The sequence below is a fragment of the Micromonospora sp. NPDC005291 genome, from assembly GCF_040607415.1.
Taxonomy (GTDB): Bacteria; Actinomycetota; Actinomycetes; order Mycobacteriales; family Micromonosporaceae; genus Micromonospora.
In genome coordinates this window covers 374110-399607 of record NZ_JBEXGR010000002.1, presented here as the reverse complement: position 1 = coordinate 399607, position 25498 = coordinate 374110, and the positions used below count along the sequence as shown (strand labels likewise).

Sequence of the window (25498 nt, the reverse complement as noted above, 5' to 3'; positions counted from 1 at the left end):
CGGGGAAGGGGTTCAGACCCGGGTGATCCGCACCGCGTCGGCGACCACGATTCCGGTGCCGCTGGTCCAGCGGCTCACGCCGACCTTGTTGCCCGTGCCCGCGGACAGGGCGAACACGCCGATGGAGACCCACCGACCGCCGTTGGCCCGCTGGTCGACGGACACGGACCTGTTCCCTGTGGTGGTCGCTACAAGGTATGGCGTCTGGTTGTTGTAGCCGGCGTCGGCCGGGTACCAGACCGAGATCTCGTAGTTTCCGGTGGCCGGGATGGTCGACCTGTACCAGGCGACGTCGCTGGAGGACAACGGGGTGGCGAATCGGTAGTCGGTGCCGAACCGTTGGCCGGAGTAGGCCGACGTGCCCCAGTCTGCGCTCGCCGTGAAGCCGCCCGAGGTGCTGTTGTCGATGGTGGTGGTCCACTGCTGCGGCGGGGTCTGGGTAACCCTCACGTCGAGGTAGTTGCGGTCGATGTTCATCGTCACGCCGCCCCACGTCTCGGTGACGTCGCCGGCGTACTGGTGCAGGCGCTGGTGGTTCGCGTAGTAGGCATCGGCGCAGTAACTTCCGGCGTCCGTGTCAGCCACCCCGTTCCACCAGGCGATCCAGATCTGGTCGAGTCGTGTGTAGGTCGGGTTGCCGTACGCGTCGCAGACGTCCTTGATGCCGGACGAGCCGCTGGAGTACATCCCAGCGAGGTAGCCGCGTACGTGCAGTTGCTCGACCCAGCCGGACAGGAACGACAGGACCGCTGCCCGGCACGACGCGTTCGACGGGTACTGCTCAATGTCGTTGTAGATGGTGCTCGCACTGCCAATGCCCAGTGCCTGGGCTGCGTTCGCGGCGCTGTTCGCCGCGGAGGCGCCTTGTGACCGGGCGACGGTGGCATCGGCGGACATCTTCGGCGTACGGGTGCCACACGGTGCCTGGTACCCCAGTTCGATGGGGATCAGCCGCCATCCGTTACTCGTCTGATTGGCCACCCAGGTCGCGGTGAGGTTGGGCTGAGCGCAGGAGCGGCTGGCCCCGCTGATGTAGATGCCGATCGCGCCGTAGGGCGAACTGGCCCGCCACGCGTTCATCGCAGCCTGTGACGGGGCAGCGCAGGTGTCGAATCCCCGGCCAGTGAAGGTGCCTGGTTGCGGGCCGGTGGCCAACTGCGTCGCTGCGGTGGATGCCTGCGCGGGTGTCGCGGCCGCAACAGTCGCAGTGGCCGGTGCCACCAGTCCTGCGGCAACGGTGAGACCCGCAAGCCAGCCAGCGATGATCCTCATCGTCGCCTCCGTCTGAAAGAAATCTTGCTAGAGAGTTGGCGCTGCGAAGATTATTACCATCAATCGATGACTGGCGATAGAGGGTCGGGCGCGCACCATCAAGAGACACCGCCTGGGCGCGTGGGTGCCACCTCCACCCTCAGCCGTGAACGCGAGGTGGCTGGGAGCCGAATAGGCTTCAGTCATGAGTGGTGTGCTCAGTGGTGCCCGAGACGCGGTGAACCCGCTTCGTCAGCTCACGATCGACCAGCTTCGTCAACGGACGAGTCTCAAGTGGCGGGAGTACCCCGACGACGTGCTGCCGCTCTGGGTGGCGGAGATGGACGTGCCGCTGGCTGAGCCGGTAGCGCGGGCGATCACCGACGCCGTCGCGCGCGGTGACACCGGCTACACCGCCGGCACGGCGTACCCGCGGGCGCTGGCGGAGTTCGCCCGGCGTCGGTGGGGTTGGGACGGGCTGGCCGTGGAGCGCACCGCGCTGGTGCCCGACGTGATGCACGGTGTCGTCGAGGTGCTGCGGGTGGTCACCGAGCCGGGGGACGCCGTGGTCGTCAACTGCCCGGTCTATCCGCCGTTCTACGAGTTCGTGGCGCACGCCGGCCGCCGGATCGTGGAGGCGCCGCTCGGCGAGGACCTGCGGATCGACCTCGGCACACTGGAGGACGCGTTCCGGCAGGCTCGGGCCGGTGGGCGGCCAGCGGCGTACCTGCTGTGCAGCCCGCACAACCCGACCGGCGTCCTGCACACCGCGGACGAGTTGACCGCCGTCGCGAGTCTGGCCGAGCGGCACGGGGTGCGGGTGGTCGCCGATGAGATCCACGCTCCGGTGGTGGTGGGGGGAGCGCGGTTCGTGCCGTACCTCTCGGTGCCCGGCGCGGAGAACGGCCTGTCACTGATGTCGGCCTCCAAGGGGTGGAACCTGGCCGGCCTACGCGGTGCGCTCCTCATTGCCGGCCCGGCCGCGGCTGGAGACCTCGCCCGCGTTCCGTTCGAGGCCAGCGTCAGCACCAGCCACCTCGGCGTGATCGCCCACACCGCCGCCTTCCGCGACGGCGGCGAGTGGCTCGACGCTTTGTTGACCGGCCTGGACGACAACCGTCGGCTCCTCGCCGCGCTGCTCGCCGAGCACCTGCCGGCAATCCGTTACCACCCCGGTCAGGCCACCTATCTCGCCTGGCTCGACTGCCGCGCCCTGGGCCTCGGCGACGACCCCGCCACCGTGTTCCTCGACCGTGGCCGGGTCGCGCTCAACTCCGGTTCGGCCTTTGGCACCGGCGGCGCCGGTCACGTCCGGCTGAATCTGGCCACCGCACCGGAGCTGATCACCGAGGCGGTACGCCGGATGACCACCGCCGTCGCCTGATCCGCTCCCGACGATGTACCCGGTCGGGTGACATCGTTGACATTCGATTGATGTTGGTATTTGATTGGTTCTGTCGTTCTATGGTCGACTCGCTCCGGCTGGCCGCCGGGGGTGAACGTAGCGCCCGCCCTGGTGCCAGCGCTCGTCCGCACCGGGACGCTTCGTCGAACTCCAGGAGTGCAACAACGCCAGTGCCAGCGCTGGCCTGCGCGATGAACCGGTCACGGCCGGCATCCCGGCCACGACTCAACCCCTGGAGGATGAATGCGAATGTTCGCGTGGACCGAACCGTGGCGCTCGCGCCCACGGATGTTGGCGGCAGCGGTGGCCGCGGTGACGCTGCTGACGGTGGCCATCGGTGTGCCGGCGTCGGCCGCCGGCCCCTCGACCGTGGTCGGTGCCGCTTCGGGTCGCTGCCTGGATGTCGTTGGCAATTCCAGGACCGCCGGTGCGGGGATCAACATCTACGACTGCAACGGGCAGGCCAACCAGGCGTGGACCCTCACCGCGGCCGGGGAGTTGCGGGTGTACGACGCGACGATGTGCCTGGACGTGGTCGGCCGTGACACCACCGCGCCGGCCGCGTTGCAGATCTACGGCTGCAACGGCGGTGACAACCAGCGCTGGCGAATCAACGCCGACGGCACCATCATCGGCGTGCAGTCGGGCCTGTGCCTGGACGTGACCGGCGCGGGCACCGCGAACGGCACCCTGGTCGGCCTCTGGACCTGCAACGGGCAGGCCAACCAGCGCTGGACGACGTCCCTGGGCAGCGCCGACAGTCAGCCGCCGTCGGTGCCGGGCAGCCCACGGGTCAGCGGGCTAACGTGCAACTCCGTGACGTTCGCATGGAACGCCTCGACGGACAACGTCGCGGTGGCGTTCTACGACATCTACCACGACGGCCAATTGATGAAGTCGGTGAACGGCGGCACGCTGTCCACCGGTCTCACGGTGGTCCCGGGAGCGACGTGGGGCCTGTACGTCAACGCACGCGACGCCGCCGGCAACGTGTCGCAGGCCAGTGCCACGGTGACCATCACCCCACCGCAGTGCCAGGCCGACACGGTGCCGCCGACGGCACCGACACAGCTCACCGGATCGGCCTCGGGCACCACCGTGACGGTGCGATGGATCGCGTCGACGGACAACATCGGGGTCCGTGCCTACGACATCTTCCGGGATGGCGCGAAGATCGGCACGGTCACCGGCGCCCCTCCGCCCACCACCTTCATCGACAGCGGGCTGGCCGCCAACCGGAGCTACCAGTACCACGTGGTGGCTCGCGACGCGCAGGACAACGCCTCGGCGCGGAGTAACACCATCACGGTGACCACCGGCGCGGCGTGCGGCAGTGCGGTGTGCACGGTGCGACAGGTCACCACCGACACCGACATCCCCTGGGGGCTGGTGACACTGCCCGACGGGACGGTCCTGTACAACCGCCGCGACGCGCACGACATCATCCATCTCAACCCCACCACCGGGGCGAAGACCACCGTGGGCACCGTGCCGAACGTGCAGAGCACCGACGGCGAGGGTGGCCTCCTCGGCCTGGCGATCTCGGCCGGCTTCGCCAGCGACCACTGGCTGTACATCATGCACACCTCGCCGAGCGACAACCGGATCGTGCGGATCAAGATCGAGAACGACCGGCTCGATACCGCCACCGAGCAGATTCTGATCAGTGGGATCCGACGCAACAAGTTCCACGACGGTGGCCGTCTGCGCTTCGGCCCGGACGGCAAGCTCTACGCCAGCACGGGTGACGCGCAGAACGGCAACTATGCGCAGGACAGGTCCAGTCTCGAGGGCAAGATCCTGCGGCTCAACCCGGACGGCGGCGTCCCCTCGGACAACCCGTTCGGCAACTACGTGTGGAGCTACGGCCACCGTAATCCGCAGGGCCTGGCGTTCGACTCACAGGGTCGGCTGTGGGAGCAGGAGTTCGGCAATGCGGTCATGGATGAGACCAACCTGATCACCAGGGGCGGCAACTACGGCTGGCCGGCGTGTGAGGGCACCAGCGGCACCTGCAACACGCCCGGTTTCATCGCGCCGGCGCGCACCTACCCCACCGCCGACGGCTCCTGCTCCGGCATAGCTATCGTGCGCGACGCGCTCTACGTGGCCTGCGCGCGTGGCGCTCGGATGTACCGCGCGGTGATCAGCGGCGGCAGTCTGACGAATGTGCAGACCTACTTCAACGGCACCTACGGCCGCCTGCGCACCGTGGAACCCGCACCCGACGGCGGCCTCTGGCTGACCACCACGAACCTCGGTGACAAGGACAGCACCCCGAACAACAGCAACGAGAAGGTCCTGCACATCACACTCGGCAGTTAGCCAGGCGGCTGTCCGCCGGCGGTCCTCGGACGGTGCGAGGACCGCCGGCGGACAGAACCGCCCCGGACCCGACCCACCACCCAGGTGGCCTGTTCGTCACCGCGGCGACGGCGACTGATCACCGATGCTCGGCGACCCAGGCTCAGCCGTCGCCGGGGCGGACCAGCCCGCTCTCGTACGCGATGACCACGAGCTGGGCGCGGTCGCGGGCGTTCAGCTTGTGCAGCAGGCGACTCACGTAGGTGCGGGCGGTCTCCGGGCTGAGGTGCAGGGCCGCCCCGATCTCCACATTCGACCGCCCGGTGCCGACCTGCGCGAGGACGTCGCGTTCCCGCCCGGTGAGCCCGGCCAGTCGCGCGGGGTCGCCCACGGAGGAGCGGGCCGCCGCGGTGATCACCCGCCGGGTCACCGCCGGTGACAGCAGCGCGTCCCCGCCGGCCACCACGCGGACGGCGTCCCGCAGGGCGTCGGGCGGGGTGTCCTTGAGCAGGAAACCGGCGGCGCCAGCGCGAATGGCCTCGAAGAGGTACTCGTCGTCATCGAAGGTGGTCAGCATGACCACCCGGACATCGGCCAGCAGCGGGTCGCTGAGGATCCGGCGGGTCGCATCGAGTCCGTCGCCGCCGGGCATCCGGACGTCCATCAGGACGAGGTCGGGCCGCTGCTCACGCACGACGGCCACACCGGCCCGACCGTCGCCGGCCTCGCCGACCACGGTGATGTCCGAGGCGCGCTCCAGCAGCGCGCGGAGTCCGGTGCGCACCAGGTACTGGTCGTCGACGAGGACGACCCGTACCTTGCTCACGCGGGGACTCCGGCCAGCGGCAGGCGGACCGACACCCGGAAGCCGCCGCCATCGACGTCGGCGGCATCGACGGTGCCGCCGAGCAGGGCGACCCGCTCCGACATACCGCGCAGGCCCTGACCGCGCTCACCTGCTACGCCGCCGGCGGACGAGCCACGGCCGTCGTCGACGACCTCCAGCGACAGCCGGGCCGGCGTCGCCCGGATCGTCACCGCGACGCGGGTGGCCCGCGCGTGGCGCAGCACGTTGGTCAGCGCCTCCTGCACGATCCGGTAGACGGTGCTGCCCACCACCGTGGGCAGCGCGTCGACCGGGCCGGCGAGACGCAGCTCGACCGGCAGCCCACCGCGGCGGACGCCGTCAACGAGCGTACGTAGCTGGGCGAAGCCGGGGGCCGGCTCGCGCGGCCCGGGCTCGCGGCGCAGCGTGCCCAGCGTCGCGCGCAACTCGGCCATGGCGCTGCCGCTCACCGAGTGGATCGCGGCCAGGGCGGTCTCGGCCTGCCCGGGCTCGGCATCGGCGAGTGCCTCCCGCGCCACGGCCGACTGCAAGGTGATCACCGACATCGTGTGTCCGAGCGTGTCGTGCACCTCCCGGGCAATGCGCAGCCGCTCCGCCTCGACCTGCCGGGCGGCCTCCCGACGGCGCTCCTCGGCCGCTGCGGCGGCCTGCCGAACCAGGGCGGCCCGCAGCGAACGCCGGTTGCGGACGGCGTCACCGAGCGCGATGACGGCGAGCATCAGAGCCGCCCCGGAGCCGAGATCAGCCCCGATCACGACGGAGATGTCGTCGCCCTCGATCAGCCGGGCGGCCACCGAAACGGCCAGCAGACTCCCGCCGACGGCGGCGGCCGGGACCACCCGGCCCCGCTCTGCGGCCACGTAGAGGATGGCGGCGGCCGGGGCGGCCAGGCCGACCGGCGGCAGCTCCAGCGCGTAGTAGCCGAGGATGCCGGCCGCCGTCGCCAGCAGCGCGGGAACCGGCCAACGCCGGGCCACCAGCAGCAGTACGGCCAAACCGACCCCGAATCCGCCGGCGACCGCCGCGCGGGCGGCCGACGCGTCATCGGTCACCACCGCCGCCGTGATCAGGCCCAGGATCGCCACGGCGAGCAGCGCCTCGGTTCGGGTGGGTGACATGGCCTGCACGTCCGTGAGCCTAAGTGGACGCGGGCTCGGTCCGCTGCCGTCCGCAGGCATCACCTCCGCCCCGGCGCGTACGTCGAGAAGCGATGCCAGCTCGCGCGGCTACGCGGCAGACGGTCCCGAACTGCCGACCTAGCGTCGACAGCGACACCACAGAACGTGTCCTCAAGGGGACATAACCAAGGAGAAGTGCCGCTGTGTCCCGTACCAAGCTGACGTGGATCGTCCTCATCGTGCTCGTCTGGACGGCGATGATGTCCTTCGGTGGGGTCGCCGCCGAGACCGTGATGCTCTACCCGAATGTCTTCGGCGACGCGCCCGCGTCGCTGGACCGGGCCCGTGAGTTCCTGGTCGCAGGCGGCCCGAGCGACTACTTCCCGCCGCTGGGTGCCACGGTCGTGCTGAGCTGCCTCGCCGGGATTGCGCTCACCTGGCGCAACCGCCGGCTGCGCTGGTACGTCGCCGGCGCCGCCGCGGCCTTCATCGCCTGCGAGTTCCTGTTCTCCGTGGTCTTCTTCTGGCCGCGTAACGAGATCATGTTCGGCGACCCGGTCGGCACGCACTCCCCGGAGTACCTACGTCAGGTCGCCGAGGAGTTCGTCGCCGGCCACTGGGTACGCCTCGCCGGCGGAGCGGTGACGTCCGCGCTGGCGTTCACCGCGCTGCTGCGCTTCGCCCGGGATACCGCACCGGTGCGAGCGATGTGATCGCCCTGCGCCCGTCAGTGGCAGTGTTGTTGGTGCTGTGCCCCGACCTGCCCGGCTCCTGGCCTGGTCCACTGCGGTACGGGTCGGCCGTCGCTGCGCCACCTCGTGTAGGTCGGTTCCTGGGGCCAGCCCTCCGGTGAGTCCTCCCAAACCTCCTGCCGGCCGTAGGTGGTCATGTCGAGCAGCTTGTGCGACGACATGATCGCTTCGACGCCCCGGCCGGTCGTCTCGTACGTCAGGAAGAACCGGTCGTCCCGGTGCAGGAGGCACGCGATCTCGCCGCCGCCGGCGTAGGCGGGGTCCTCGATGCCGTACGTGGAATACCACGGGTGCGTGTAGCCCATGAAGTCCCGAAAGGGGGCCACCTCCTCGTACGGCCCCTCGCAGAAGACCGCGAAGGAGATGCCGCGCTCTTCAAGATAGGCCGCATTCTGGAAGTCCCAGATGGTGGCGGTGCAGCCCTCACACTGATCCTCGAACGGCTTTCCGAGGTGCCACATGTGCCGGTAGACGACGAGTTGGTCTCGGCCGGCGAAGATGTCCTGCAGTGGGGTCGGGCCGTGCGCTCCGATGAGCGAGATCGGTGTTACCTCGGTCATCGGCAGGCGGCGCCGGGCGGCGGCTATCGCGTCACCCTCGCGTGTGTGCGCCTTTTCGCGGACGAGCAGTGCCTCGCGCTCGGTGAGCCAGGTCTCGCGATCGACGGCCGGAGGGGCAGGGGTCGTGGTGTGGATGGCTGCCATGTCGCTATCCTAAGCATAGTGTGTGCTTGCTTGACCATAGTTATGTGGGAAGGAAGTGAGGCGGTCGTGCCGACCAAGCGGACCTTTCGGGACCTCGGGGACGCCTGCCGCGCCGCGAATGCTCTCGACCTGGTAGGTGATCGATGGACCCTGATCGTGGTACGTGAGGTGATTCTCGGGCCCAAGCGGTTCGTCGACCTGCAGGAGTCGGTCCGTGGCATCACTCCGGCCGTTCTCACCGACCGGCTGCGGTCGCTGCAGGAGACCGGGATCGTCGAGCAGGTCGTCCTGCCAGACCTGGCCCGCACCCACGCGTACGTCGCGACGGACTGGGGCCGAAAGTTGGAGTCGGTCCTGGAATCGCTGGGGCGTTGGTACTCCGCCGGCCCCGACCCGCGCACGGACGGCGGCATGACTCCTGATGGGACGGTCATCGCCATGCGGACGATGGCTCCGCTGGAGCCGGGCGAGGTGCCGGTCCTGGCCCTTCGCCTGTACGACGGCCGGCGCTCCGATCCGCCGACGCGCGATTACCGCGTGGCAACGGTCGACGGGCGCCTGGATGTCCGGGCCGGTGTGGCCATGGAACCGGCGGCGACCGTGACCGCGGAGTCGACGGTCTGGAGCAGCCTTCTCTTCGACAACCTGCCACTCGCGAGCGCCGAGCGCGACGGGACCGTGCGCGTCGAGGGCGACCGGGAGGCCGTCGTACAGATCCTGCGTCTCTACACCTGATTATCCCGGGGGGCGCCGTCGCGTCCGTGTGTCCGTGCTCAGTGGCGACCGGGGCGCCGGGCTGGTCGAGTTCTCCCTGATGCTCACCATCACCGTCGACAGCCCCGACCAGCTGGACGACGCGTCGGTGAGGCGGCGGTGAGGCCCTGACGCTCTGTCTTCGTCGAGTAGGGCAAGGTGCGTGCCCGGCCTCTGCCCCTGCTGAAGCACGAGACGCCCCTGACCGGCTGTGCCTGGTCAGGGGCGTCGCTGCGTTGGTCGCTCCAAGCCGGGCACACGGTCGACTCTGCCTGCCTGCTCCAGGCTGGGTCAGCTGTCGTCGTGGAACAGGTGGTGCAGGTACCGCTGCGGGTTGGCCAGGAACGATCGGGTCAGCAGCACCGGCTGTGCGTCGTCATAGTCGACGTGACTGATGGTGCCGCTGGGTTCGATCTGCAGGATCCGGGCGTGCGGAACGGCCAGCAGGATGGGGGAGTGGGTGGCGACGATGAACTGGGATCCGGCCTGGGTGAGGTCGCGGATGCGGGTGAGCATCGCCAGGCAGCCGTGCACGGACAGGGCGGCTTCCGGTTCGTCGAGCAGGTACAGGCCTCGTGGCTTGAACCGGTGGGTGGCGACGTCGAGAAACGACTCTCCGTGGGATCGTTCGTGCAGGCTGGTGCCGCCGTAGCCGTCGACGACGCCGAGTCGGTCGATCTCGCTGGCCACGTTGTAGAACGACTCGGCGCGCAGGAAGAACCCGGTGCGTGGCTTCCTGATGCCGCGGACCAGTTGCAGGCGCTCGCCAAGAGATGATTCGGTGGCGCGCGTGCTGAACCGGAAGTTGGTGGATCCGCCCTCGGGGTTGAACCCCGCCGCTACCGCGATCGCCTCGATGAGCGTCGACTTGCCCGTGCCGTTGTCTCCGGTCAGGAAGGTCACCGCCGGATCCAGGGTCAACCGGCCGCCCGCCCGCAGTCCGGCGACGACGGGCAGCGTGAACGGATAGACGGACATGTCTCCGTCGCCATCCGTCAGCTCCACCCATCGCAGAAACCCGCCGCTGTCTCGACGCGAGACCGACGCCTCGTCCCCGGTTGTCATCACGTGACCCCTTACGCCGCTGGTCTGCCCGTCGCCTCGACGGTAGGTGCCCGGGCGGCGACATGTCCGAGAGAACGCCCACGCCGGGCTGCTGCTGTCCTGGTCCGTCGTCCCGTGCGGCGGCGCAGCTTGGCCTCGGCGGTGACCTGTTCTGCTTCGACGTCGGCGATCCATCAGCCGGCAACCGTTGACGGTGCGCGGATCAAATGGAAACACTGTTACTTTCATGGAAACGCGACTGGATTGCCGGAGGTGGGTGTGCCGACCGCGATCGTTGTGGGCGCCGGGCCGGGTGGCCTGGCCTGTGCCATCGCCGCCGCCGACGCGGGCGGCACCGTGCTGCTGCTGGAGAAGGCGCCGGACGTCGGGGGCGCCCTGCCGTACTCGGGCGGGCACCTGTCCGCCGGCGGCTTCTCGCTGCAGCGCGCGCGGGGCATCAGCGACGACCCCGAGCGGCACTTCGACGACATCTGGCGGATCAGCCGGGGCACCGCGCGGGCCGACCTGACCCGGCTGGCGCTGCGCGAACAGCCGGCGGTGCTGGAGTGGCTGCTCGCCGCCGGGCTCATCGTCGATCCGGGTACCCCCCGCATCGTGTACGGGCACGAGCCGTACCGCACGCCGCGGACCATCCACGCCACCACCGCCCCCGGCGGTCCGGCGATCCTGGCCGCGCTGCGCCCGATGCTCGACGCGCATCGGGCCGCCGGCCGCATCGACCTGCGCTGCGAGGTGCGCGTCACCGAGCTGCTGACCGAGGGCGGCGCGGTCGTCGGGGTGGCCACGGCCGACGGCGCACGGTGGCGGGCACCCGCCGTGGTGCTCGCCACCGGCGGATTCGGGTACGCGCCGGAGCTGTTCGCCGAGCTGGAGGGTGCCCCACTGACCACCTCGGCGGCGCCCACCTCGACCGGCGACGGTCTGCTCATGGGCCGGTCGCTCGGCGCCGGCCTGCAAGGCCTGGGCCGCTACATCCCCACCTTCGGCGGGCTGCCCCCGATCGGTGGCGACCTTCGGGTCGACTGGGCGCACCGGCCGCACCTGGTGGCGCCGGAGCGGCCGCCCTGGGAGATCTACGTCGACCGGGCCGGGCGGCGTTGGATCGCCGAGGATGACCCCAGCATCGACCACAAGGAGCGGGTGCTGACCACGATCGACCGGATGACCTTCTGGACGGTCTTCGACGCCCACGCCCTGCGCGAGTCGTACCCGATGGTGCACGGCTGGAGCGCGGCCGAGCTGCACGCCCGGTGCGGCCAACGCCGGGGCGTGCACCGGGCTCCCGGGTTGGTGGAGCTCGCCGCGCTGGCCGGCATCGACCCGGCGGGACTCTCGGCAACGGTGGCCCGCTACAACGGGTTCGTCTCCGACGGCAGGGATGCCGACTTCGGTCGGGCGTACCTGCCGGCGCCGATCGTCGAGCCGCCGTTCTACGCGCTGGAGAACCATCCGGTCACCCTGATCACGTTCGCCGGCCTCGACGTGGACGAGATGCTGCGGGTCCGCCGCGCGGACGGCACGACGATCCCCGGCCTGTACGGCGTCGGTGAGGTGATCGGCTCCGCCGCCGTCAATGGCAACGCGTTCTGCTCCGGCATGTGCCTGACGCCGGCCATGGCCTTCGGCCGGCTGGTCGGGCGTCGTCTCGCGGGGACCGCGAGCTGAGCCGGTTCCGCCACGTTCGTCCACACCGGACGAACGCCCCGGCCGGAGGCGGCGGTGAGCCCGGGGTGCACCGTGTTCAGTGCGCGAAGGCGAAGCCCTCCGCGCGCAGCTTGTCGGAGCTGATCGGCACGAACGGGGTCCTGATCTCGCCCCGGTAGGTCAGCGCGGGCCAGCCCCCGTCGGCGCAGAGCTCGTCGAGGACGGCCTGGTTGGTCTGCGGCACGACCGCGTCTGGTACCGCGTTGAACGCGCCCGTGAGGTCGTGGCTCACCACGAAGTCGAGCGCGGCGGCGGCGTCGCGATAGTCGATGCGATAGTGGAGTGCCTCGGCCGAGAACGGCACACTGCCGCCGAGCATCTCGTGGGCCAGCTTCACCCGGGTCGGATAGTCGAGGTCGCGCGGATGCCCGTACACGTCGGGGATCCGCAGCGCGGCGCCGCGTGGGGCGGCCAGCACGGCGGCCTCGGCGGCGATGAAGTTGCGGGGTGAGGCGTCCGGGTCGTCGGTGAGCGGGGTGACCTCGTCGACCAGCGCGCCGTGGCCGGCACCGTAGACCGACACCGAGCTGGTGAAGACCACCCGGGGGTGCGCGGCGGCGGCGGTACGCGCGGACGCGGTGAGCGTGTCGGCGTACTCGGCGATGCGCTGGTCGGCGTCGAAGGCTCGGGCGATGCGCGGGCTCACTGTGAGCACGACCGCGTCGGCGCCCCGGGTGGCCTGCTCGACGGCCGCGCGGTCGCTGCCACGGAGGACCGCCACCTCGGTGCAGACGGGCGTCAGCTCGGGCACCCGGTCGGGGGAGGTGGTGGTGCCGACCACGTGGTGGCCGGCCGAGACCCAGCGACGGGCCAGCTCCATGCCGACGTTGCCGCATCCGATGATCACGTAACGCACCTGGACCTCCTAAGGGAAACAGCGTTTCCCACTCTGCCCCATGCCCGGTCACCCTGCCAAGACCGAACCCGCCGACGATGCCGCGGTGTCCACGGAGTCGATCGGATCGGCCGGCGTCAAATTGGCTGTCGGGCTATTGACAGGAGGGCAGGCCGGCTGCCTTTATGAGACCTATCCAATTTTGGAAACCGCCGTTTCCACCAGCGAAACGACGGCCAGGGGTGCACCGTTCCCCACAGGAAGGAGAGCGGGACCGCAATGGGATTGCTCAGAACTACGGCTACAGCGGTGGGCGTGGCGGCGTTGGTCGCCGTCGCTACCGCGGTCTGCGTGTCCCCCGCGCAGGCGTACGGCCCCACCCCGGGCAACCTGGGATGCCGGCTGTACTTCAACGATGCCGGTACCGGCAGCTCGCCGACGAACTGGGCCGACTCGTTCGGGCTCACTCAGACGCCGGCGACGCCGAGCCCGGGGCAGACCGTGACGGTGACCTTCACCGCGGCGACCGGTCCGAGCAACGGCCCGGTCGCGATCAACCCCGGTGAGGTACCGATCCTGGTGGAGGCGGTGCTGGGTGGCTCGCAGAGCGGCCCGGTCACTCTCACCCAGCCCAACTACCCGGCCGGTCCGATCCCCGGCAACGCCCCCACCGGCCCGATCACCGCCACCGGCACCTACGTGGCGGGAGCGACGGGAGCCGCGACGCTCACCGTCAATCGGGTGATCCTCAACAACCCGATCGCCAAGACGTACTGCTCGGCGGCGGGCGACCGGGACCACAAGGCAGCGCCGGTCCCGACACCCATCGTGGAGAGCTTCACCGTCTTCGGTGGCACGGTCTCGGTCACCTCGGTGACCGGCCAGACCGTGACCGGGTCCGCCCGGGCCGGCAACGTCATCAACTACGCGGTGACCGGTCTCGTGCCGTCCACCGCCCTGACCGCGTCGCTGCGCGCGGCCAACGGCACCGGAACGCCCGAAGGCACGGGAACGGGCACGACCGACGCCGCCGGCGCCGGCACCGGCACGCTCACGGTGCCCAGCGGCGCCACCACGGGAGCACGTACCCTGGCGGTCTCGGACGGGACCAACACGGTCTCCGTCCCGATCACGATTCTCGGCTCGCCGAGCATCGCGATCACCCCCAGCGGTGGCGGCTCCGGCACCGTGGTGACGGTGACCGGCACCAACTGGAACCCGGGCAGCACGGTCACGATCCGCGGCTACCAGGCGCTCACCGGCGCCCCGCCGCCGCCCGCGACGGGCGACCCGGCAACGACGGCCACAGCCGCCGCCACCGGCGGGATCAACGCCACCTTCACCGTCGCGGACAGCACCACCGCGTACGTCGGCGCGCAATCCGGCGCCCTGTTCGCGATCTCCGCCTGGACGGGGTCGGCTGACTCGTGCGTGGCCAAGTCCGGCTCGGCCACGACCGGCAACTGCACCCTGTCGTACAACCTGTCGCAGACCGTGACTGCCGGAAACCTGTCGATGGCTCGCGCCGCCGGCAGCGGCAACATCGCGTTCTCCGGCGTCACCGTCGGTGGCAGCGTGCAGACGACGACGGGCAACCTGTCGACCGTCACGGTGACCGACTACCGGGGCAGCACCTTCGGGTGGAGCCTCGTCGGCACGGTCACCGACTTCACCGGCACCCCGGGCGGAACCATCGCCAAGAGCAACCTGTCCTGGACGCCGGCCTGCGTCGGCACCGCCGGCGCGACCAACGCGGTCACCGCGGTGGCCGGTACCCCGGGCACGGTCGACGCGGCGACGCTCTGCTCCGCGCCGACCAGCGCCACCGGTACGGGCGGCAGCTTCGACGCCTCGGCCGGGCTGTCCCTCTCCGTGCCGGCGAACCAACTCGCCGGTGCCTACGCCGCGACCCTCACGCTCACCCTGAGCTGAGGATCGCCCTGAGGTTGGGGCGGTCGGCCGAGCCGGCCGCCCCACACCGACAGTCGAAGGGTGGAACCGCGTGCGTCACCCCCTCTGGCCACGTCGCCTCCGCACCGGTGCGGCGGCCCTCGCCGCCGCTGTCGCCGCTGCCGCGCTGACCATCGTCCCGGTCGGGCCGGCCGCCGCGGCGGACAACGGCGAGTGGGCCGTCGTGCCCACCCCGCCGGCCAAGGCCGGGCCCACCCCCCGGCTCTACTTCTTCCTCGAGTCACCCGCCGGCCGGACCCTCACCGACTCGGTGCGCGTGATCAACCGCACCGACACCGAGCGCACCTTCACCGTGTACGGCGCGGACGCCTACAACACCGCGCGCGACGGCGGGTTCGCGCTACGCCGGGTCGACGAGAAGCAGTCGGACATCGGGGTGTGGACGGCGGTCGGCGCCGGCACGGTGACGATCCCGCCCAAGGCGCAGGCCGACATCCCGTTCTCCATCACCATTCCGACGAACGCCAGCCCTGGCGACCACGTCGGCGGCGTCGTCGCGATGGAGTCCGTCCCGGGCGGACGGAGCGAGAGCGACGGCGTGGTCATCGCGGTACAGCGGGCCGTCGGCGCCCGCATCTACCTGCGGGTCGCAGGGCCGGAGGTGCCCGGCCTCAACGTCGCCGACCTGGACCTGACGCACCCGACGCCGTGGCTGCCCACGCCGGTCGACGGTGCCCTGGAATACACCCTCGCCAACACCGGCAACCTGCACCTCGCCCCCACCCTCACGGTCACCGCCTCCGGCATGTTCGGGCATCAGATCCGTCAACGTGGCACCACTCCCCAACTCGACCTGGTGCCGGGCACCGAGGCGCGGATGCGTGCCCAGTTCACCGGGCTCTGGCCGGTCGACGTCGTCACCGCCACCGTGACGGCGAAGGCCGACGGTGGCGTGCTGGCGGTGCGGAGCACCCGTACCGTGGTGATCTCCTGGACCGGCCTCGCCGTACTCGCCGCGCTGGTCGCCGCCGGGGTCATGGCCTGGCGCAGGCGTCGCCGCGCCCAGGTGGCCCGCCCCCGGGGCGTCCGGCCCGTCCGCGCGCCTGCGGAGGTCGGATGACGAGGATCGCACGCACCCTGACCGCCGTCGCCTGCGCGCTGGCCTGCGCGCTGGCACTGCCCACCGGCCCGGCGTGGGCCGCCGAGGGACTCACCCTCGCCGCCCCGGCGGCGGCACCGGGTGACCGGCTCGGGGTGACCGGCACCGGCTGGCCCGGCGGCGCGCTGGTCCAGCTCGTCACCTGCGGGCAGCTGGCCATCGCCGGCTCGGCCTCCTGCGACACGCGAGCCGCCCTGGCCGTTCCGGTGCGCCCGGACGGCACCTTCGCGGTGCAGTACGTGCTCGGCACCCCGCCGGTGCCGTGCCCGTGCGTCGTGCACGCCACGCTGGTCGGCGGCGCCGCGCGCGGCCAGGTCGACGCGCCACTGGAACTCATCGGGCACGCCATGGGGGACACTCCGACGGTCTCGGCCGCCCCGGTCCGGCTCGACCTGGTCGAGGCGAAGATCGTCGGCCGGCCTGGCTGGCGGAGCCTGGTCGGCGCGGCGGCGACCCGAACCCTGGTCTACACCGTGCACAATCCCGGGCCGCAGCCGCTGCCCAACCCGCCCCTCAACGTCCAGGTCGGCCGGGACGGCAGCGGCGACCGGGTCAGCACGCCCGGCACCGACGCCATCCGGCCGGGCGAGACGCGCACCTACCGGGTACCCGTCACCACGCCGTTCGCCGCGTTCGGCCGGTACACCGTGCAGGCCGACCTCGGCGGGTTCGGCCCGGCCGAGGTGACGCTCCGGACGTACCCGTGGGGCCTGTTCGTGGTGCACCTGCTCGGCGCGGTGCTGATCGTCGTGGGCGTCGCCCGCCGCATCAAGAACCACCGCAACCGCCCGCCGCTGCCCGCGATGGGCGCCGCCCCGGCCGGCACACTGCTGCCGTCCGTCGTGCGGGTCGGGTCGCTCGGGGCGTACCTCGTCTTCGACGACGCTCCCGGTGCCGGTCAGCTGCGTCGGCGGGCTGGTGCCCAGCTGAGCGTCGCCGCGCTGCGGGACCTGCTCGGCGACGCCGGACTGCCGAACGGATCCGGCGGCGATCCGGCCGCCGGCGCGGCGATCGTCGACCTCGCCGCCCTCGACGCGGTGCTCGCAGCCCGCCCGGGCGCGGACACGCAGGCCGGAGCACGCGGCGGCAACCAGCCCGCTGCCGCCGTGATCGATCTGGCCGCGCTCGACACCTACCTCGGGAGCCCTCGATGAGCCGCGATCCTGGCAGCCACGCCGCCCGAGGGGACCGGACCTTGACGGTACGGGCGGCCGTCGCCGCCGTCGCCGCGCTGCTCGCCTTCGTCAGCTGCGGCGCGGTGCTGCCGGGCGCGGGCGGCACCGACGGCACCGGCGTCGGGCCCGGCGTCACCGCCGACGCGGTCACCGTCGTCTTCGTCGGCACCGACCTCACCAAGACGGCGAGCCTGACCGGGTTCAACACCGCCTCGGCCGGCGACCCGGCGCGTCAGATGCGGGCGCTGGAGAGCTACGTCAACGCCAACGGCGGCATCGCCGGCCGGAGGATGCGGGCGGTCTTCCGCAACTTCGAGGCGAGCGACGACTCACCGGCCGCCGAGGAGAAGCTCTGCAACCAGATCACCCAGGACGACCGGGCGTTCGCGGTCGTGCTCACCGGTCAGCTGCAGGCCAACGCCCGCCCCTGCTACGCCCAGCGGCGCACCCTGGTGCTGGACGCCACCCTGATCACCATCGACCAGGCGACGAACGAGCGGCTCGCTCCCTACCTGTTCGCCCCGGCCTACCCCCTGTACGACGACTTCGTGCGCGCATACCTGCCGGCGCTGGCCGCACAGGGCTTCTTCGACGGGGCCCGGCAGGCGGGCATCGTCGCGGTGGACGCACCGGCCAACCGGGCGATGTACGAGCAGCACGTGGTGCCCTACCTGAAGCAGCGGGGAATCACCCCGACCTCGGCCTGGATCGACACCACCGACCTGGGCACCCTCAACACGGGGCTCAACCAGGCTGCCGTCGACCTGCGGGCCAAGCGCGTCGAGCGGGTCTTCTTCCTCGGCGGGACCCGGCTGGCCTCCTTCTTCCTCACCTCGGCCGCCGCGCAGGACTTCACCGCCCGGTACGGCATCTCCAGCTACGACAATCCCAGCTTCCTGATCGGCAACCCGGACATCATTCCGCGTGAGGCGCTGACCGGGGCGGTGGGCATCGGCTTCAACCCCAGCCAGGACGTCGCCGACCGGGAGTACGCCTTCCCCGCCACCGACGCCGAACGCACCTGCCTGGGCATCTTCGCTGCCGGGGGCGAATCGTTCGGCACTCGCGAGAACGCGCGCGTGGCCTTTCCGTACTGCGACGCGGCCCTGCTGCTGCAGGCCGGCGCGAAGGACCTCGGCGGGGACCTCAACGCGCACCGGTGGCTGGCTGCCGTGGGCAGGCTCGACACGAGTTTCCAGCCGGCGACCGGATTCTCCGGGCGACTCGACCCGGCCCGGTTCGCCGCCTCGAACGGCTACCGGGCGTTCGGCTACGACAGTGGCTGCGCCTGCTTCACCTACCGCGGGGAGGACGTGTCCTTTGCGACCCGATGACAACACCCGCCGGAGCATCCCGCCGGGCATCGCCGGCGATGGTGCGGGGGCATGGCGTTCCCGGAGCGCGGGCTGGGCCGCGGGTACGGCCGGCGGCCTGCTGACCGGGGTGCCCCTGTTCGGCGCCGCGGGACTCGCCCGAGGTCTCGGTGTCGACCTGACCAGCGTGCTGGCCGCGGTGATCGCCGCCGCGGTGGTTGGCGCGGCCGCGACCGTCGCGGTCGTGCAGCGGGTACCGCACCGCCATCCGGTACGGGCCGCGCTGCTCGCCGGCGCTGGGCTGGGCGCCGCGCTGCTGCTGGTGGTCAACGTCGCAGCCCCGGTGCCGGGGCTGTTCGCGCTCACCGCGCTGGGGCTGCCCTGGGCGGTCCTGGTGGTGGCCGGCCGCGCGGTCGCCGCCGCGACGGCGACCCTGCGGTACTGGCACGTGGGGCTGCTGAACGGGCTCGGTCTGGCAGCGTTGCTCGCCAGCGGCACCGGCGGTGGTGCCGGTTACCACTGGGCGGCGGCCGGCGTCCTCGCGGCGCTCGGCGCGCTGGCCGGAGTGACCCCCGCGGAACTGCCGGGCGATGCCGGCTGGCCACCGGCGCTGCGCACCCTGTTCGACAATGCCACCCGTCCACCCACCGCGCGTGTCGCGGTGCTGGCCCAGGCCGGCCTCGGCCTGGTCGTGCCCGGCGCGCTGATCTTCGCCGCCGACGTGCTGCGCGCCGAGTTCGGCCTCGGTCCGCGTGGCGCCGTCGGTGTGGTCGGCGACGCGCTGCTGGCCGGGGCGGCGCTCGCGGTGCTGCTACGCGGCGAGCGGGCGCTGCGCCTGGCAGTCGCCGCAGCCCCGGCCGGGCTGCTCGTCGCCGCCGGTGCGGTGCTCGTCGGGACTGCCCCGGCCGCGGTCGGCGTCGTGCTGTTCGCATCGGGCCTGGCCGTGGCCGCCGGCGCGCTGGTCGCGCTCGCCATCTCGGGCGAGCGCGTCGCCACCGAGGTGCTCCACCCGGACGCCCGCCCCGCGTTCGCGGCGGCGTCGTCGGTGCTGTCCCTGGCCGGTGGCCTGGGCGGCGCCGGCCTGCTCGCCCTGCTCGGTACCCGATACGGTGCCGGTCCAGCGTTGGCGGTGGCCGCGGCGGCGGTGCTGGTCGGCGCCGGCTACGCCCGGCGCCTGCGGCGCACCGCTGCGGCCGACGCCGAGCGGCTGGCCCGGGTGCTCGCCGACGAGGCGGAGGTCGCCCGGATACGGCACAGCGGCGCGCGTCCGGCCGCCCTCTCCTGCTCCGGGATCGACGCCGCGTACGGTCCGGTCCAGGTGCTCTACGACGCGGCCGTACGCGTCGACGACGGCGAGATGGTGGCGATCTGCGGCCCGAACGGGGTCGGCAAGACCACTCTGCTGCGGGTGCTCTCCGGGCTGCACCGCCCCGCCGCCGGGGTGGTCCGGCTCGGCGGGGTCGACGTGACCGCGCTGACCGCGCCCCGCCGGATCGAGCTCGGGCTCTCCACAGTGGTCGGCCAGGCGGTGTTCGGCTCGCTCACCGTCACCGAGAACCTGCGCATGCACGGCTACGCGCTGGGTCGGCGCAGCGACGCCGTGCACCGGGGGGTCGATGCGGCGTTCGCCGTCTTCCCCCGCCTCTATGAGCGGCGGGACCAGGTCGCCGCCACCCTGTCGGGCGGTGAGCGGCAGCTGCTCGTGCTCGCCAAGACGCTGATCCAGCGCCCCCGGATGCTGCTGGTCGACGAGCTGTCGCTCGGCCTGGCCCCGGTCGTCGTCGGCGGCCTGCTGGAGATGCTGCGCCGGCTCAACGCGCGGGGCACCTCGCTGCTGGTGGTGGAGCAGTCGGTCAATGTGGCGCTGTCGCTGGCCGACCGGATCTATTTCATGGAGAAGGGTGCGATGGTCGCCGAGCACACCGCGAGCGAGCTGGCCGGCCAGCCGGACCTGGTCCGGGCCCTGATGCTCGGCGGCCACGCGCCGGCCGAGGATGCCGAGCCCGCGCCCCGGGCACAGGACACCGAGCCCGCCCTCCAGGCACCGGACACCGGGCATGCGCCCCAGGCCGCCCCGGCGGACGGGGTGGTGCTCCGGTGATCGGTGGTTTCGACTTCGGCCCGGACCGCATCGTGCTGGGTCTGTTCACCGGCCTCACGTACGGGCTTCTGGCGGTCGGGCTGGTGCTGGTCTACCGGTCCAGCCGGTTCGTCAACTTCGCACACGGCGCGGTCGGGGTGTTCGGTGCCGCCGTGGTCGGCCGGCTGGTCGGTGACGGCGTGCTGTCGTACTGGCTCGCCCTGCCGGTCGGGATGCTCACCGCCGCCGCGGTCTCCGGCGCGATCGAGCTGAGCGTGGTCCGCCGGCTGCGGCACCGGCCCCGGGTGATCGGCATGATCGCCACCCTCGGGCTGTCCCAGTTCGTGCTCGTGCTCGCTCTGCTGGTGAACAGCTCGGGGGCCAGCGGCCCGGCATTCCCGGCGCCGCCCGGCATGCCGTCGTTCACCGTCGGCAACACCCCGGTCGGCCCGGCGTTCACCGCGATGCTGCTGCTCACCCCGGTGCTGCTGGTCGGGCTCGCCATGTTTCTCAAGCGCAGCCGGTTCGGGCTGGCGATCCGGGCCGCCGCCGACGCCCCCGACGCGGCCACCCTCAACGGCGTCACCGCGGCTCGGATGGCGACCCTGGCCTGGTCGATCGCCGGTGCCGTCGCCGCCTTTTCGGCGATCCTCGTGGCACCGACCCAGGGCACCCAGTCGATCGAGTCGCTCGGCCCGGCCCTGCTGGTGCGGGGCCTCGCCGGCGCGGTGATCGCCCGGTTCTCCTCCGTACCGATCGCGTTCGCCGCCTCGCTGGGAATCGGGGTGGGGGAGCAGATCCTGCTCTCCGGTCAATCCAGCGGCGGCCTCGTCGAGCTGGCCCTGGTCGGGGTCATCCTGGTCGCGCTGCTCGCCCAGCCGGTCCGTGCGCGCCGCGACGGCGAGGACGGTGGCTGGGGCCGGATCGGCGCACCGCCGTTGCCTGCCGCGTACCAACACGTCTGGCTGCTGCGCAACCTGGGCCGGGTCGTCGCCGGGGTGGGCTTCGCCCTCGCCGCCGTGCTGGCCTTCGTGATCAGCAACGAGAGCGCCTCGGTGCTCATCGCGATCATCGGCTTCACCCTGGTCGGCCTGTCGATCGGGCTGGTCACCGGCGTGGCCGGCGAGCTGTCCCTGGGCCAGTTCGCGTTCGCCGGCATCGGCGCCGCGGTGTCGGTGCAGGTCTCCGTGCGGACCGGCAACCTCTTCCTGGGGATCCTCGCCGGCTGCGCGGCGGCGGCGCTGGCCGCAGTCGCGGTCGGGGTGCCGGCGCTGCGCCTGCGCGGGCTCGCCCTCGCCGTCACCACGCTCGCCTTCGCGCTGGCCACCAGCGCGTTCCTGCTGCGGCAGGGGTGGCTGCTCGGCGACGGTGCCCAGGTGCCCAAGCCGCGCATCGGCGGCCACACCTTCGAACTGGCCACCGACTACTACCTGTTCGCGCTGGTGGTGCTGCTGCTCGGCCTGTGGGTCACCGCGAACCTGCGTACCGGTGCCTTCGGGCGGATCCTGGTGGCGCTGCGCGACAACGCGGACGCCGCCAGAGCTTTCACCGTCGCGGTGCCGGTGCGGGTCCTACAGGCGTACGCGGTCGCGGGTGCGCTGGCCGGTCTCGGCGGGGCAGTGATCGGCCACGGGCAGACCCAACTCACCGTGAACACGTTCCCGGCCTCGGCCAGCATCGACGTCGTCGCCACCGTGGTTGTCGGGGGGATCACGCTGCTGGGCGGCCCGCTGCTCGGGGCGTTCCTGATCGTCGGTGTGCCCGGATTCCTGGAGTTGGACATCATCGGCCAGGCCGCGCTGACCCTGGTCTGGCTGGTCGTGGTGATCGCGTTGCCGGCCGGGCTCGGTGGGCCGGTGCTGTGGTTGCGTGACCGGATCGCCGCGCTGATCGTCCGCGGCCACGGCGCACCGGCGCCACCCGCCGCCGATGAGGTGGCCGAGCCCGTGGCCGGGCCGTCGCCGGCCGCCGCCGGATCCGGTGGCGCGATCACGCTGCCGCCGCGCACCGTCCCGCTGCGACCGGCGGTGACCGGCGAGCCGCTGCTCTCGGTACGCGGGGTGGCCCGCTCCTACGGCGGCGTGCGGGCCGTTGCCGGTGCCAGCCTCGACGTCACCGCCGGCGAGGTGGTCGGCATCATCGGCCCGAACGGGGCCGGCAAGACCACGCTGTTCGAGATCATCGCCGGCTTCACCCGCCCGGACCGGGGCGCGGTCCTGTTCGCCGGCCGCCCGGTCACCGGGCTGTCGCCGCAGCGGCGGGCCGGCCTCGGGCTGGTGCGCTCGTTCCAGGACGCCCGGCTCTTCGCCACCATGACGGTGCTGGAGACCGTCATGGTGGCCGGTGAACGCACCGCGCCGACCAGCCTCTTCGCCGCGGCTCTCGGTGCGGGCGGCCCGGACCGGGCCAAGCGCCGCCGGGCCGAGGAACTCGTCACGCTGATGGGCCTGGCCCCGCTCGCCGATCGGTTGGTCGGGGAGCTGTCCACCGGTACCCGCCGGATCGTCGAGATCACCTGCCTGCTGGCGCTGGAACCGGCGCTGCTGCTGCTCGACGAACCCTCGTCGGGGGTGTCCCAGACCGACGGCGTCGCGCTGGGCGAGGTGCTGCGCCGGATCCACGACGAGCTCGGGGTCACCATGGTCATCATCGAGCACGACCTGCCGCTGCTCGCCCGGCTCGCCGACCGGCTGGTCGCGATGGACGGCGGCCGGGTCATCGCCGACGGCACCCCGCAGGAGGTCCGCACCCACCCCGACGTGGTCCGCTCCTACCTCGGTACCGACCACGCCGCCGTCAACCGCTCCGGCGCGCCCGCCCAGCGTGCGGCGGTGCCGTCGTGAGCCCTACCCCCGTGGCCCCACCCCTTGCCCGTGCCGGCCTGCGCCGAACCTGTCAGGAGATCGCCGTGCGAACCTTCCGCCGCCGGGCGCTCATGTTTGCCGCCCTGCTCGCCACCAGCAGCGGCCTCGCCGTCGTCGGGGCACCCCCGGCCGCGTTCGCCGCGCCGACCCTTACCGTCACCGTGACCACCGGGCTGTCGGACAAGCAGCAGGTCGTCGTCAACGGTTCGGGCTTCACCCCCAACCTGAAGCAGATCGCCGTCGGGCAGTGTGTCGCCGGCTTCAAGGGACCGACCGACTGCAACCTCGCCGGCGGCGCCGCGTTCGTCAACGCCGACGGCAGCGGGAAGCTGCCCACGGTCACTCTGAAGCTGGCCCAGAAGTTCGGCGCGTTCGACTGCACCAAGCGGGAGTGCGTGGTCGCGGCGCAGATCCTGCCCACGAGCGGCAACGCCGACGAGGTCGAGGCCAACAAGGTCTCGGTGGCGTTGACGTTCGGCAAGAAGCCGGCGCAGAAGCCCCCACCGGCGACCCCATCCGTCACCCCACCCACGTCCGCGGCACCGCCGGTCACGCCGGAAGCCACCACGGCACCCTCGACCGAGCCGGGGGGCGCCGCCGGTACGTCGACCCCGTCGCTGGTCAACGCCAACCCGGTGAGCGCCGGCCCGGACCGGTACGCGGTCACCGTGCTGGTCGGCTCCGGCCTGCTGTTGCTCTGCATCGGCCTGCTCGTGCTGATGCCCTACCGGAACCGGAGGTCCCAATGACCCGACGTCGTTCTCCCGCCCAGGTGGCAGCGCTCGCGCTCGTCCTGGCGCCGCTGCTGCTGCTACTCGCGATCCCGGCGGCGGTCCCCGCCCGGGCGACGCTGCCGGCCGCGGCGGTCGGCCCCACGGCCGGGACGCTGGGCTGCCGGCTCTACTTCAACGACGCCGGCACCGGCAGCTCACCGACGGTCTGGCAGGACACCTTCACCCTGAGCCAGTCACCGGCCGCGCCAAAGGTCGGCGACACGGTGACCGTCACGCTCACGGCGAAGACCGGCCCCGACAACGGGCCGGTGGGGCTGAGCGCCGGTGACGTTCCGGTGAACGTCGCGCTGGCCCTGGGCGGCTCCCTCTCCGGCAGCGCGACGCTGCGGATGTCCTCGTACCCGGCGGGGGCCGTCGCCCCGGCGACGCCGCTCGGCCCGATCACCGCGACCGGCACCTACTTCGCCGCCGCCGCCGGAGCGGCGACGCTCACCGTCGGGCGGGTCACGTTCACCAACGCCTCGGCGACGACGCACTGCTCGGCGGCCGGCGACCGCGACCACAAGGCGGCACCGGCGCCGACCTCCATCGTGGAGAGTTTCACCGTCGGCGGTACCGGCACCGCGACCCCACCGCCGAGCCCGTCCGCCTCCGCGACACCGTCACCGTCCGCGTCGCCGTCGCTGCCGCCGCCCACGACGAACGCCCCGGCGCCCACGACGAACGCCCCGGCGCCGACGGCAACCGAGGAGGTCGACACACCGGCCCAGCCGTTCGGCCCGAAGAGCGTGAAGCTGAACTGCAAGACGCTGAGCAGCCTCTCGGCGTGGACCGCCACGCACACGCTGACCATGTCGCCCAGCAACCCCGGGCGGGGCGCCAAGGTGACGGTGAGCCTGAAGTTCTCGGCGGGGCCGAAGAGCGGACCGGTGGCGGTCGGCGCCGGTGATCTGGTACCCAAGGCGACCGTCAAGGTCGGCGGGGTGGGCAGCGGCACGGTGAACCTGCGGAGCTCGGCGTACGGCGCGATCGGCGCCTACGCCGTGCTGCCCGGCGCGACGCTGACCGGGACCTATACCGCCCCGCAGGCGGGGCTGGTCACGCTGACGGTCACCAACATCCTCTTCGACCACGCACAGGTCGACACCGAGTGCAACGCGGGCGCCGACCCGGTGACCGGCCCGGCGGCGACGTCGATCGTCGCCAAGTTCACGGTGAAGTCGCGGGCCGCGACCGGAGACGAGGGCGAAGGCAATGGCAATGGCGATGGCGATGGCGATGGGTCGCTGCCGACCACGGGCGAGGGGGGCGTGACGGCGCTGCTGCTGCTCTGGTCCAGTGCCGTGCTCCTGCTCGGTGTCGGCCTGGTCGTGGTGCTGCCGAGGCGTCGCAAGATCCTGCGAGGCTGAACCAGCAACGGCGTGTCGCCGAATCTGCCGGACGCAGGGCTGGTGAGCCGTACGCCTTTTCGTACGTCTGATTCGCGACTTCCCGCGGACGCCTCGCGACAGCCCTATATAGCGT

The 25498-nt window shown here is 72.1% G+C and carries 19 protein-coding genes; 13 read left to right on the top strand and 6 right to left on the bottom strand.

Translation table 11 applies throughout. From position 1 onward, the window contains the following. Nucleotides 1–12 precede the first annotated feature (12 nt). Entirely contained in the window at nucleotides 13–1272 is a 1260-nt protein-coding gene (locus tag ABZT18_RS03985; RefSeq protein ID WP_354992288.1) for a glycoside hydrolase domain-containing protein, read from the bottom strand. 184 nt (nucleotides 1273–1456) lie between these two features. Here ABZT18_RS03985 and ABZT18_RS03980 point away from each other — a divergent pair, with 184 nt between their 5' ends. Next, nucleotides 1457–2635, top strand: coding sequence for a MalY/PatB family protein (locus ABZT18_RS03980; RefSeq protein ID WP_354992287.1), 1179 nt, complete (start codon nucleotides 1457–1459; stop codon nucleotides 2633–2635). A gap of 270 nt (nucleotides 2636–2905) precedes the next feature. Continuing rightward, nucleotides 2906–4981: a PQQ-dependent sugar dehydrogenase gene (locus ABZT18_RS03975; RefSeq protein ID WP_354992286.1), complete on the top strand. Its 2076-nt coding sequence runs from the start codon at nucleotides 2906–2908 to the stop codon at nucleotides 4979–4981. A gap of 142 nt (nucleotides 4982–5123) precedes the next feature. On the opposite strand, the gene ABZT18_RS03970 is transcribed toward ABZT18_RS03975, so the two are convergent. Both ABZT18_RS03970 and ABZT18_RS03965 read right to left on the bottom strand, forming a co-directional pair. Next, nucleotides 5124–5786: a response regulator transcription factor gene (locus tag ABZT18_RS03970; RefSeq protein ID WP_354992285.1), complete on the bottom strand. Its 663-nt coding sequence runs from the start codon at nucleotides 5784–5786 to the stop codon at nucleotides 5124–5126. Next, nucleotides 5783–6925 carry a sensor histidine kinase gene (locus ABZT18_RS03965; protein ID WP_354992284.1) on the bottom strand — a complete coding sequence of 381 codons (1143 nt, stop codon included), beginning with the start codon at nucleotides 6923–6925 and terminating at the stop codon, nucleotides 5783–5785. The genes ABZT18_RS03970 and ABZT18_RS03965 overlap by 4 nt, the downstream gene beginning before the upstream one ends. Nucleotides 6926–7128: 203 nt before the next feature. Between ABZT18_RS03965 and ABZT18_RS03960 the strand changes: the two genes are divergently transcribed. Then, nucleotides 7129–7638: an anthrone oxygenase family protein gene (locus ABZT18_RS03960; protein WP_354992283.1), complete on the top strand. Its 510-nt coding sequence runs from the start codon at nucleotides 7129–7131 to the stop codon at nucleotides 7636–7638. 14 nt (nucleotides 7639–7652) lie between these two features. Here ABZT18_RS03960 and ABZT18_RS03955 read toward each other — a convergent pair whose 3' ends face one another. Beyond that, complete coding sequence (locus ABZT18_RS03955; RefSeq protein ID WP_354992282.1) at nucleotides 7653–8381, bottom strand: DUF899 family protein; 729 nt, start codon at nucleotides 8379–8381, stop codon at nucleotides 7653–7655. Nucleotides 8382–8447: 66 nt separating this feature from the next. On the opposite strand from ABZT18_RS03955, the gene ABZT18_RS03950 reads away from it, so the two are divergent. After that, nucleotides 8448–9116 (top strand): helix-turn-helix domain-containing protein, encoded by a 669-nt coding sequence (locus ABZT18_RS03950; RefSeq protein ID WP_354992281.1) that lies wholly within the window; start codon nucleotides 8448–8450, stop codon nucleotides 9114–9116. A gap of 309 nt (nucleotides 9117–9425) precedes the next feature. On the opposite strand, the gene ABZT18_RS03945 is transcribed toward ABZT18_RS03950, so the two are convergent. Next, a complete protein-coding gene (locus ABZT18_RS03945; RefSeq protein WP_354992280.1) occupies nucleotides 9426–10199 on the bottom strand; it encodes an AAA family ATPase in 774 nt (257 codons plus the stop codon). Between the two features lie 258 nt (nucleotides 10200–10457). Here ABZT18_RS03945 and ABZT18_RS03940 point away from each other — a divergent pair, with 258 nt between their 5' ends. Next, nucleotides 10458–11864: an FAD-dependent oxidoreductase gene (locus ABZT18_RS03940; protein WP_354992279.1), complete on the top strand. Its 1407-nt coding sequence runs from the start codon at nucleotides 10458–10460 to the stop codon at nucleotides 11862–11864. 76 nt (nucleotides 11865–11940) lie between these two features. On the opposite strand, the gene ABZT18_RS03935 is transcribed toward ABZT18_RS03940, so the two are convergent. After that, nucleotides 11941–12759 carry an NAD(P)-binding domain-containing protein gene (locus tag ABZT18_RS03935; RefSeq protein ID WP_354992278.1) on the bottom strand — a complete coding sequence of 273 codons (819 nt, stop codon included), beginning with the start codon at nucleotides 12757–12759 and terminating at the stop codon, nucleotides 11941–11943. A gap of 294 nt (nucleotides 12760–13053) precedes the next feature. On the opposite strand from ABZT18_RS03935, the gene ABZT18_RS03930 reads away from it, so the two are divergent. The 8 genes from ABZT18_RS03930 to ABZT18_RS03895 all read left to right on the top strand — a co-directional run bounded on the left by ABZT18_RS03930 (nucleotide 13054) and on the right by ABZT18_RS03895 (nucleotide 25383). Then, nucleotides 13054–14670, top strand: coding sequence for a hypothetical protein (locus ABZT18_RS03930; RefSeq protein WP_354992277.1), 1617 nt, complete (start codon nucleotides 13054–13056; stop codon nucleotides 14668–14670). A gap of 70 nt (nucleotides 14671–14740) precedes the next feature. Beyond that, nucleotides 14741–15769: a DUF916 domain-containing protein gene (locus ABZT18_RS03925; RefSeq protein ID WP_354992276.1), complete on the top strand. Its 1029-nt coding sequence runs from the start codon at nucleotides 14741–14743 to the stop codon at nucleotides 15767–15769. Beyond that, nucleotides 15766–16962, top strand: coding sequence for a hypothetical protein (locus ABZT18_RS03920; RefSeq protein WP_354992275.1), 1197 nt, complete (start codon nucleotides 15766–15768; stop codon nucleotides 16960–16962). The genes ABZT18_RS03925 and ABZT18_RS03920 overlap by 4 nt, the downstream gene beginning before the upstream one ends. Continuing rightward, complete coding sequence (locus ABZT18_RS03915) at nucleotides 16959–18317, top strand: hypothetical protein (RefSeq protein ID WP_354992274.1); 1359 nt, start codon at nucleotides 16959–16961, stop codon at nucleotides 18315–18317. The genes ABZT18_RS03920 and ABZT18_RS03915 overlap by 4 nt, the downstream gene beginning before the upstream one ends. Next, nucleotides 18304–20397 carry an ABC transporter ATP-binding protein gene (locus ABZT18_RS03910; protein ID WP_354992273.1) on the top strand — a complete coding sequence of 698 codons (2094 nt, stop codon included), beginning with the start codon at nucleotides 18304–18306 and terminating at the stop codon, nucleotides 20395–20397. Before ABZT18_RS03915 ends, ABZT18_RS03910 begins: the two co-directional genes overlap by 14 nt. Continuing rightward, complete coding sequence (locus tag ABZT18_RS03905; protein WP_354992272.1) at nucleotides 20394–23219, top strand: ATP-binding cassette domain-containing protein; 2826 nt, start codon at nucleotides 20394–20396, stop codon at nucleotides 23217–23219. The genes ABZT18_RS03910 and ABZT18_RS03905 overlap by 4 nt, the downstream gene beginning before the upstream one ends. Further along, nucleotides 23216–23989, top strand: a complete 774-nt coding sequence (locus ABZT18_RS03900; RefSeq protein ID WP_354992271.1) for a neocarzinostatin apoprotein domain-containing protein — start codon at nucleotides 23216–23218, stop codon at nucleotides 23987–23989. The genes ABZT18_RS03905 and ABZT18_RS03900 overlap by 4 nt, the downstream gene beginning before the upstream one ends. Then, complete coding sequence (locus ABZT18_RS03895) at nucleotides 23986–25383, top strand: hypothetical protein (RefSeq protein ID WP_354992270.1); 1398 nt, start codon at nucleotides 23986–23988, stop codon at nucleotides 25381–25383. Before ABZT18_RS03900 ends, ABZT18_RS03895 begins: the two co-directional genes overlap by 4 nt. Nucleotides 25384–25498 lie beyond the last annotated feature (115 nt).

Bases quoted from the DNA above. Each gene is read 5' to 3' on its own strand.
- ABZT18_RS03920 (WP_354992275.1), top strand. From the start codon at position 15,766: ATGACGAGGATCGCACGCACCCTGACCGCCGTCGCCTGCGCGCTGGCC.
- ABZT18_RS03965 (WP_354992284.1), bottom strand. From the start codon at position 6,925: ATGTCACCCACCCGAACCGAGGCGCTGCTCGCCGTGGCGATCCTGGGC.
- ABZT18_RS03915 (WP_354992274.1), top strand. From the start codon at position 16,959: ATGAGCCGCGATCCTGGCAGCCACGCCGCCCGAGGGGACCGGACCTTG.
- ABZT18_RS03955 (WP_354992282.1), bottom strand. From the start codon at position 8,381: ATGGCAGCCATCCACACCACGACCCCTGCCCCTCCGGCCGTCGATCGC.
- ABZT18_RS03895 (WP_354992270.1), top strand. From the start codon at position 23,986: ATGACCCGACGTCGTTCTCCCGCCCAGGTGGCAGCGCTCGCGCTCGTC.
- ABZT18_RS03975 (WP_354992286.1), top strand. From the start codon at position 2,906: ATGTTCGCGTGGACCGAACCGTGGCGCTCGCGCCCACGGATGTTGGCG.
- ABZT18_RS03985 (WP_354992288.1), bottom strand. From the start codon at position 1,272: ATGAGGATCATCGCTGGCTGGCTTGCGGGTCTCACCGTTGCCGCAGGA.
- ABZT18_RS03945 (WP_354992280.1), bottom strand. From the start codon at position 10,199: ATGACAACCGGGGACGAGGCGTCGGTCTCGCGTCGAGACAGCGGCGGG.
- ABZT18_RS03980 (WP_354992287.1), top strand. From the start codon at position 1,457: ATGAGTGGTGTGCTCAGTGGTGCCCGAGACGCGGTGAACCCGCTTCGT.